Source organism: Pseudomonas sp. AC083, assembly GCF_979253165.1.
The window spans coordinates 1-997 of record NZ_CEEDDH010000036.1 but is presented as its reverse complement, the minus strand read 5'-3'; the positions used below and the strand labels follow the sequence as shown (position 1 = coordinate 997).

Annotated in this window: 2 protein-coding genes; both read right to left on the bottom strand. The window is 58.0% G+C overall.

The features are described from left to right. On the bottom strand, window positions 1-119 hold a 119-nt coding region (locus AC0IXA_RS27125; protein ID WP_471814857.1), incomplete at its 3' end, for a hypothetical protein. Window positions 120-254: 135 nt separating this feature from the next. Further along, window positions 255-770: an Hcp family type VI secretion system effector gene (locus AC0IXA_RS27120; RefSeq protein ID WP_007949952.1), complete on the bottom strand. Its 516-nt coding sequence runs from the start codon at window positions 768-770 to the stop codon at window positions 255-257. Window positions 771-997: the final 227 nt, after the last annotated feature.

The window sequence follows — 997 nt, the reverse complement described above, 5'->3', positions numbered from 1 at the left end:
ACCTCAAACACAAAAGGCTGGCTGATGGCTTCCCGGCCTTGCAGGGTAAACACCTGAAAGTCGGCGGAAAGCCCTTCGATGGTCAGGGCAAAGTGGGTTTCATTGGCCGGCGCGAACATCCCTTGTTCCTCGTGCTGTACAGCGGCGCTCGTCGACGCCCGCAAAAAAAGCGGCTCAACGGACGCGAAATTCTGGAGGGGCGTAAACAACATCGACCAGCAGAGCTGGCCGATGCGTGTAACGGTCAGCCGTAATTAAACGACTGGAGCACGCCAGTCATCGGAACCCGAAGTACCGGATACTTCGTGGGTCCAGGTGATTTTGCGGTAGGTGAACTGCACTTCTTCCAGGTGGGTGAAGTGCGCGTTGCCTGGATCCTGGCAGTTGTGCATTTTGTTGTTGATGGCGACGATGATCGCGTCTTCCAGTTTGGTGGTGTAGTAGTGCTCTTGGGTGCCTTGAGCCGAAGTGCGGTACCACTGGATAACGATTTCGCTCATGCGCTCGCCGGAAGTCAGTGCTGCTTGCAGCAGTGGCGAAGCCTTGTCGTAGACCTTGGTGATCACAACTGGCTTGTGTACGCGCTGACCGGTTGGCTGACCGGATTGCGGGTCACGCGGGATGATCACGTCGTGGGTGAAAGCCTGAACCATGACCTGGTCTTCGTGGCCTTCCTGGTAGGTGTTGCCAACGGAGTCGGCGGTGAAAGCGCCGGCAGTGATCAGGCCTTGTTTTTCGCCGGTAACCGACATGTACGCTGGTGTTGCCATGGGGTGCTCTCCTTGCGGATAAAGTTAGGGTGCCCGGAGGCGAAATCGCCCGGTGGGTGGCTGAGGGTTATCAAGGAGCGTGCCAGGTTTTGCGCGGTGCCCGGATGGCGGGGGCGTCACGGTAGTCGATGATCACTCGGGGCGATTTTCAGCGGGAAAGTCGGGAGAAAGTGCGCAAGAAGTTGCGCAGTACTGCGCAACTTCTTGCGCACTTGGCTGCAGGGCTT

Coding starts and splice junctions, on each gene's coding strand:
- AC0IXA_RS27120 (WP_007949952.1), bottom strand. CDS start 770: ATGGCAACACCAGCGTACATGTCGGTTACCGGCGAAAAACAAGGCCTG.